Annotated in this window: 6 protein-coding genes, 1 tRNA gene and 1 pseudogene; 2 read left to right on the top strand and 6 right to left on the bottom strand. The window is 66.6% G+C overall.

Annotated elements, in window-relative coordinates:
• Window positions 1-776: pseudogene (locus V7Z54_RS01520) on the bottom strand (acyl-CoA dehydrogenase family protein); the annotation flags it as partial.
• 268 nt (window positions 777-1,044) lie between these two features.
• Between V7Z54_RS01520 and V7Z54_RS01515 the strand changes: the two are divergent.
• Together V7Z54_RS01515 and V7Z54_RS01510 are read left to right on the top strand one after the other, a co-directional pair.
• Window positions 1,045-1,120 (top strand) — tRNA-Asn (locus V7Z54_RS01515).
• Between the two features lie 238 nt (window positions 1,121-1,358).
• Window positions 1,359-1,595 carry a hypothetical protein gene (locus V7Z54_RS01510; RefSeq protein ID WP_334133828.1) on the top strand — a complete coding sequence of 79 codons (237 nt, stop codon included), beginning with the start codon at window positions 1,359-1,361 and terminating at the stop codon, window positions 1,593-1,595.
• A 94-nt stretch (window positions 1,596-1,689) separates the two neighbouring features.
• Here V7Z54_RS01510 and flgL read toward each other — a convergent pair whose 3' ends face one another.
• The 5 genes from flgL to V7Z54_RS01485 all read right to left on the bottom strand — a co-directional run bounded on the left by flgL (window position 1,690) and on the right by V7Z54_RS01485 (window position 7,210).
• Window positions 1,690-2,655 (bottom strand): flagellar hook-associated protein FlgL, encoded by a 966-nt coding sequence (flgL, locus tag V7Z54_RS01505; RefSeq protein WP_334133826.1) that lies wholly within the window; start codon window positions 2,653-2,655, stop codon window positions 1,690-1,692.
• 15 nt (window positions 2,656-2,670) lie between these two features.
• Complete coding sequence (flgK, locus tag V7Z54_RS01500; RefSeq protein WP_334133825.1) at window positions 2,671-4,329, bottom strand: flagellar hook-associated protein FlgK; 1,659 nt, start codon at window positions 4,327-4,329, stop codon at window positions 2,671-2,673.
• A 13-nt stretch (window positions 4,330-4,342) separates the two neighbouring features.
• Complete coding sequence (gene flgJ, locus V7Z54_RS01495) at window positions 4,343-5,251, bottom strand: flagellar assembly peptidoglycan hydrolase FlgJ (RefSeq protein WP_334133824.1); 909 nt, start codon at window positions 5,249-5,251, stop codon at window positions 4,343-4,345.
• A 1-nt stretch (window position 5,252) separates the two neighbouring features.
• Complete coding sequence (locus tag V7Z54_RS01490; protein WP_443082401.1) at window positions 5,253-6,410, bottom strand: flagellar basal body P-ring protein FlgI; 1,158 nt, start codon at window positions 6,408-6,410, stop codon at window positions 5,253-5,255.
• A gap of 113 nt (window positions 6,411-6,523) precedes the next feature.
• A complete protein-coding gene (locus tag V7Z54_RS01485) occupies window positions 6,524-7,210 on the bottom strand; it encodes a flagellar basal body L-ring protein FlgH (RefSeq protein ID WP_334133821.1) in 687 nt (228 codons plus the stop codon).
• Between the last annotated feature and the right edge of the window lie 134 nt (window positions 7,211-7,344).

Genomic DNA, 7,344 nt, shown 5'->3' with positions numbered 1-7,344 from the left:
GCAGCGCCGCTACCGACAACCCGACGCCGGCGAGGTTGGTGCGCTCGTAGGTGAGCAGGTATTTGGCAATCGTCCAGCCTTGGTTTTCTGCTCCGACCAGTCGGTCGATCGCCACCCGCACATGGGTCAGGAACACCTCGTTGACTTCGTGCTCGCCATCCAGCGTGATGATGGGCCGCACCTCCACACCAGGGCTGTCCAAATCGATGAGCAAAAAGCTAATGCCTCCCTGGGGCTTGGCCTCGGGGTCGGTACGCACCAGCGCGAACATCCGGTTCGCGTAGTGGCCCAGCGTGGTCCAGGTCTTCTGGCCGTTGACGAGGTAGTGGTCACCGTCGCGCACCGCACGGGTCGTGAGCGACGCCAGGTCCGACCCTGCCCCAGGCTCCGAGTAGCCCTGACACCACCAGTCACTGCCGTCGAGAATGCGTGGCAAACCAGCGGCGCTTTTGCGCCTCGGTGCCAAAGCGAATCAGCACCGGGCCCAGCATATTGACACCGAACGGCACGATGCGCGGCGCGCCGGCCAGCGCGCATTCGTTCTCGAAGATGAACCGCTGCACCGGCCCCCAGCCCGGACCGCCCCACTCGCGCGGCCAGTGCGTGGCCAGCCAGCCGCGCTCGGCCAACGTCGCGTGCCAGCCCGCCATGTCCTCACGCGTCAGGCGCAACCCTTCGCGCACCTTGTGCGCCAGCGCGGGCGACAACCGTTCGCGCAAGAAGGCACGCACCTCATCCTGGAAGGCGGTTTCCTGGGGTGTCAGTCGCAAGTCCATCAGCATCCCCTCATCGTGAGCGCGATTGTGCGCAAGCCGCCGCCCGCGCGCCAGCGCGGCGTGTCGGGTCGGTGCCCCCGGACCCCGGAGCGCCCCGCACCACCCCGATGACGGCCACGTTGCAAGCCCTGCTCCCGCCAGTGTCACCCTTGGCCTGACAAGCCCCCGAGCCGTGGACCCTTCCATCCGGGTCAACAGAGGACCTTTTGATATGGGGTCGACACCCGGCAGCAAGGGGGCCGCCACCGGTATAATGTGCAAATTATGTTCCCCGATAGCTCAGTCGGTAGAGCGCCGGACTGTTAATCCGTAGGTCCCTGGTTCGAGCCCAGGTCGGGGAGCCAAATCAACAGATAGCCCGCCTCAGCGCGGGCTACACCTGTGTGATTTCAATAGGACGCACCATAAGCCCGAAAGGCCCGCCCGGCGACAACGACTGTCAGTCGATGCCCGCAGCCAATATCTGGTCGGCGCTCGGTAGGCCGATGGGCGTGGTTGGTTCGTACTGTTTCCGCTGTGTGCCTGTCGACTCCCGACCAGCGGCGCTTGCGCGAAGCGCCGAAAGCGGTTACGCTCGTAGGCATGAACGTTGGCTTATCTCTGAACTCGTCGCTGATTTCCCAGGCCGCCACTTCGGTGGCGGACTCGCCTGGCGCCGCCCAGATTCTGGCGCTGCGCAAGGCCCTGCAGTTGCAGCAGCACGGTGCGATGGCGTTGCTGCAGGCGCTGCCACAACCCGCGCCAACCCGCACGTCGACGGGCGAGCTGCCACTGGCCGGCGAAGGGCCGCTGGGCACTCGGCTCAACGTCATCGCGTAAACCCCGTCGCGGGCGCGTACCCACGCATCGACACACGTGTGCAAATCTTAACGGCACATCGCTTCGTGCGGTTCCGCACGTGCCGGCGGGCAGTTCACGCCAGATACTGGAATAGGGATAACCGCTGTACTTGCGCGTACGATGACAGCCCGGCTTGGTAGCCCAGTTGCAGGGTCTGAAAACGCGAGATGGCTTCCAGCATATCCAGATCCGTGAGCCGCGACTGCTGCTCAACGTGGTAGTTCTCCCGCTCGCGAAACGCCGCCTCCATCTGGTCGGCGCGGTTGAGCCAGTCGCCCAGCTGGCCGCGCGCGCGCAGCAACGCATCCATCCGTTCGCCTAGGTAGTCATGGGCGGTGCCCAGTTCAACGGCCAGGGCAGCGGGCGATGAGACGCCTCCCCTGAGCGCAATAATGGCGCGATCCAGGGTTTCCCAGATGCTTTCGTTGGCCTGGATACCGCTCGGTCCAAAGATCGCCTCGCCATCAAACACCATCGGCAGGCGCGTCTCGGTGGGTGCCACATGCCCCGATTGACCGAGCCAGTTGACGATTCTGCCGTCCGGACCGTAGGTCTGGGGTGGTGAGCTGTCGGGCTGTTCCACGAAGGGTTTGACTGCGGACGCGTTGAGGTTTAGTCCCATGAACAAGGGGCGGCCCGATGTGTCGGGCGTATTGGCCAGCGCCAGGATTCGCTCCCGGATGCCCTCCAACTCTTCGGCGATGGTGCGGCGATCGCTGTCGTTGAGCGCACCGTTGCCACCCTGCACCAGCAGTTCCTTGGCGCGGTGGTAGAGATCGTTGATGTTGGCCAGCGTGCTCTCTGCGAGCTCCAGATTGCGGCGCGCCGCTTCGAGTGCGCGCTGGTCGCTTTGCACGCGCTGCATGCGGGCCTGCTCGCGCTCGGCCAGCGCCGCAGCGGCCGGGTCGTCGCTGACTCGGCGCACGCGCTTGCCCGAGGACAGCTTGTCCTGCTGCTCGGCCAGTTCGGCCTGGCGCTGCTGCAGCCGGTCGATGGTGCGGTCGTAGCTGTAGGCGGTGGCGACGCGAAAGGTGCTCATAGCCGCTCCTCAGACTCAGCGGAAGGTCGCAATCAGGGTGTCGAAGATCGACTGCACGGTCTGCAGGTACTTTGCCGACGCCTGATACGCCTGCTGGAACTGCAGCAGCCGCGCCGCCTCCTCGTCCAGGTTGACGCCCGCCAGGTTCGCCCGGCGCTGCTCGGCGTCGTCGGCCTGTGCCTTGCTAAAGGTAGCGCGGGTCTGCGCCTCGTTGACACGCGAGGCCAGGTTCGAAAACACCGCCACGTACCCTTCGGACAGGCGGACGTTGCCGTCGAAAAGCATCTCGTCCCGCAACGCAAGCATGGCTTGCGCATTGCCCGCATCGAATCTCGGGTTGCTGGTGCCGGCGGCGGCTGCAGCCAACTGCCGCGGCTGTGTGATCACGACATCGAGACTGGCGGCGGCGTCGGCCGCCGTGCGGATCCAGAATTGGTCACCGACGGCGGCAGCGCCGCCGAGGGTGAGATTGATCCCCCCGAGCGTGGAGGGCAGTGCCCCCGCCGGCGTTTGCGACGGTCCCCAGGCCGAGCCGTTGTAGTAGTACCCATCGCTGGTTCGACGGATGAGAAATCCGGACGCAACGACTGTGATCTGGTAGTCGGTCGCCACTAGCTGGCCCAGAGTCGCGCTGCTGACTGACGCCGCCAACGTCGCAGTAGAGCTGTTGGTGAGGACTGCCGGCGGATCGAAGGCGAACAGCGCAACACCGGGGTTGCCGTCGAGATCGCGCCCGGCGACATGCTGCGCATTGACGCGGCTGCCGATCACGAGCGCCATCCGCCCCAGTTCGGCCTGGGTCTGGATCACGTCGCGGTTGACGAAATCGAACAGGCCCTTGAGCTTGCCTGCCCCCAGAAAATCGGTGGGCACGTCGTAGGCGCTGGAACCCTGCAGGAACTGCAGCTTGATCTGCCGGTCGCCGTCGATGTCGGCGCGCTCCACACGCAGCTCGGCAGCCATGTTGCCCAGCACCAGCGGCAGGCTGCCGGCTACGAATACCGTCAGCGTGCCGTCGTCCGCGCGCTGGGTCGTGACCTGCACTTGTTCGTTCAGGCGCGCCAGCAGCCGGTCACGCTGGTCGAGCAGATCGTTCGGGCTGGCTCCGGTCCCTTGGGTACGGGCAATTGCATCGTTGACCTGTGCGATGGCGCTGGCCAGACGGTTGATCTCCTTGGCCACTTCGCTGGCCTGCAGTCGGGCACCGACGGCGATATCGGTGATGCGCTGGCTGGTGTCGCGCAGGCGGGCGGCCAGCGCATCGAAGCGGTCGAGCACGACCTGCCGCGCGGCGCTATCACCCGGACTGTTGGCCACGTCTACCCAGCTGTTGAGCGCATCGTTGAGCAGGCGCCCGAGGCTGCCTTCGTCCAGCGGAAACAGCGATTCGACGCTTTTCAGATACCGCAGCCGTACCTCGTCGGCAGCGGCCATGGCCCGGCTGGCGTTGGCCTCGCGCGTCAGAAAGGCGTCGTAACCCACCCGGGCCACCGTCTCGATCTGCACCCCCTTGCCAAAGTAGGCGCTGCCCAGTTGCTGCCCCGGCACCGACTGCAGCTCGACGCGCTGGCGCGTGTAGCCCTCGGTGTTGGCGTTGGCGATGTTGTGGCCGATGACCTGCAGCGCCGCCTGGTTGGTGGTCAGCGCGCGGGTGGCGATATTGAGGGCACTCACGACACACCTCCCCTTACGCCAGCGCGCGCTGCAGCTGCAGCGTGGTGTTGATGACGCGGCTGAGCTTGGCCGCGTACTGCGGATCGGTGGCGTAGCCGGCTTGCTGCAGTTGCGCCGCAAATGCCTGTGGCGAATGCAGACTGCGCAGCACCGCCTGATAGCGCGGGCTGTTGGTGATGAGCCGCGCGTAGTCGCGAAACGCCTCGGCGTAGCTGTCGTAGGCGCGAAAGCGCTGCACCAGCTTGCGCGGCTGGCCGTCCACATATTCGGTGGTCACGGTTTCGGCCACCTTGCCCGTCCATCCCGGCCCCGCCTTAATGCCAAACAGGTTGTGCGCGTTGCGGCCATCGGCCAAGCGGATTTCGCTGCGGCCCCAGCCGGTCTCGTGCGCCGCCTGCCCGATGAGGTAGGCTGCCGGAATCCCGGTTTCGGCCGCCACCTGCTCGGCGGCGGCGCGGTGGCGCTCGATGAAGGCAATTTGCTGGGCCGTCGGACGCCCCGCAGCGGTGGTTGCCGGAACAGAAGCTGCCGCTGCAGTACCAGCGGCTGGCCCGATACCCGCCGGCACGCCTGTGGGCGCACCTGCGCGGTTCATCGACTGCTGCAGCTGCCGTTCGATCATCTCCGCCAGTCCCCCGGGCAGGCCGGTGAGCTTCATCGCCCATTGCTCATCCAGCAGGTCGTCACCCAGCGCCGTGCCCTCATTGTCCAGCATTCCACTTTTCATCGTCGCTTCGCGCATGGACTTGAGCAGCTCGCGCATGAACAGCGCCTCGAACTGACGAGCGGTTTCCTTCAGCGCCGCTTTCGGATCGCGTCCAGCCAGTGCGTTGAGCCCGTCGAGCGCTTTGACGTCCGCAGCCAACCCGCGCTGGGCAGCGGGTGGCAGCGCCGCAGCAGACAGAGCGGTGGCGGCACTCATCTCACAGCACCTCGATTTCGGCTTTCAGGGCGCCGGCCGCCTTCAACGCCTGCAGGATGGCCAGCAAGTCCTGCGGGGTAGCCCCCAGCTTGTTGAGGGCACGCACCACGTCCGCCAGCAGCGCCGACGATTCCACCTCGATGAGCCGCCCCCCCTCCTGCTGCACCTGGATGTCGGCCTTCTCGGTCACGACGGTCTGTGCGCCTGAGGGTGCCAGCGGCGGCGGCTGGCTAACCTGTGGCGTGGCAGTGATGCTGATCGACAGATTGCCGTGCGCGATCGCCGCCGGGCCCAGCCGCACCGCCTGGTTGAGCACAATCGAGCCGGTACGCGCGTTCAGAATCACCTTGGCCGCGGGCTGCGGCAGCTCCAGCGGCAGCTCTTCGATGCTGGCCAGGAACGCCACCCGCTCGTTCGGATCAACCGGCGCGCGCACGCGCACCAGCCGGCCGTCGAGCGCCTGCGCGGTGCCATCCCCCAGTGCCCGGTTGATGGTTTGCGCCACGCGCGTTGCGGTCTGAAAGTCCTGGCTGCGCAGCGCCAGCTCCACCGCGTCGCCCAGCAGCAGCGGGGTAGGCACGCTGCGCTCCACCAGCGCGCCGTTGGGGATGCGCCCGGCATTGAGGTGGTTGACGGTGACGCTGCTGCCCCCCGCCGAGGCGCCCGCCCCGGCCACCACGATATTGCCCTGTGCCAGCGCGTAGATCTGTCCGTCGGCACCGCGCAGCGGCGTCTGGATGAGGGTGCCACCGCGCAGCGACTTGGCACTGCCCACCGATGACACCGTCACGTCGATCGTCTGCCCCGGACGCGCAAACGGCGGCAGCTCGGCCGTCACCAACACCGCAGCGACATTCTTGGGTTGCACGGTGACGCCCGGCGGCAACGACACGCCCATCTGCTGCATGAAATTAGCCAAACTCTGATTGGTGTAGGCGTTGTTGCCGTCTCCCGTGCCATCCAGCCCCACCACGAGACCGTAGCCGGTGAGCTGGTTGGCCCGCACGCCTTGCACCGCCGCCACATCTTTGATGCGCTGCGACGGCGCCGGCGTCGGCACGGTGGTCGCCACCGCCACGGGTGCACGCGCAGCCGCGGTGGAGGGCGTCGTCACCCGCGTTTGCGCCCACCCGCTGGAAGTGGCCAGCAGCGCGGCCATCAGCCACAGCGCCGTCGTGCCTGTGCAACGGCGGCGGCAAGGGCGGGGTACCAGCGTCTTTCCAAACCATCGGTTCATCGTGCATCACCTCGTGAACCGATTGTGGAAAAACTTTAGAACGGCCAAAGCGACAAAAAGAAGCGCGCCAGCCAGCCAAATGTTTGCGCATCGGCCGGCGCACCGCGCCCGCGCGAGAGCACGCGCACATTGGCCACCTGGGTGGAGGGCACCACATTGCCCGGGCGGATGAAGCGCGGATCGACCGTGCCGCTGAACTGCAGCACGTCCACGGCCTGATTGACACCAAGCTGTTTTTCCCCGATGACCACCAGGTGCCCGTTGGGCAGCACCTCGGTGACGACGGCGGTGATCGAGCCGCTGAAGGCATTCTTGGCCTCGGTCTTGCCGTCCCCCTTGAAGGTATTGCTGCTCGATGTTTCCGCGCCCAGCTTGCCCAATACGCTGGCGCCTAGGAAGGGGAAGGCCGACACGCCCGTCTGCATGTCGCTGGTGCGCGACACATCGGTCTTGGCCATCTGCGACGCCGACAGCTGCTCGGTGATCTGGATGGTGATCACATCGCCCACCATGCGCGCGCGGTAGTCCTCGAATCCCGGGCGGTAGCTGGCCGGGGTGTAGAGCGACCCGGTGGGCACTTGTGGCGCACTGGCGCGCTGCTGCGGATAGACCAGTTCCTCCGGCGGCTTGGCCAGATCGACGTCGGGGATTTGCGACAGCGTGTTGCAGCCCGCCAGCACGGTGGCCGCCAGCACGACGGGCAAACGGTGGAACAACGACATGACACGCTCCTTGGAAACGGTGGCGCAACACCTTCTGCGCAATGCCGCGCCCTGGGGCCGAGGCTGACGGCTGCGCCCGTGGTCGCATCCGCACACGCCCGCGAACACGCCGCCTGCGGCGCACACAAGACGGC

Source organism: Tepidimonas sp. (genome assembly GCF_036824975.1).
In the GTDB taxonomy this organism is placed as follows: Bacteria; Pseudomonadota; Gammaproteobacteria; order Burkholderiales; family Burkholderiaceae_C; genus Tepidimonas.
This window is presented reverse-complemented; position numbering and strand designations above follow the sequence as displayed.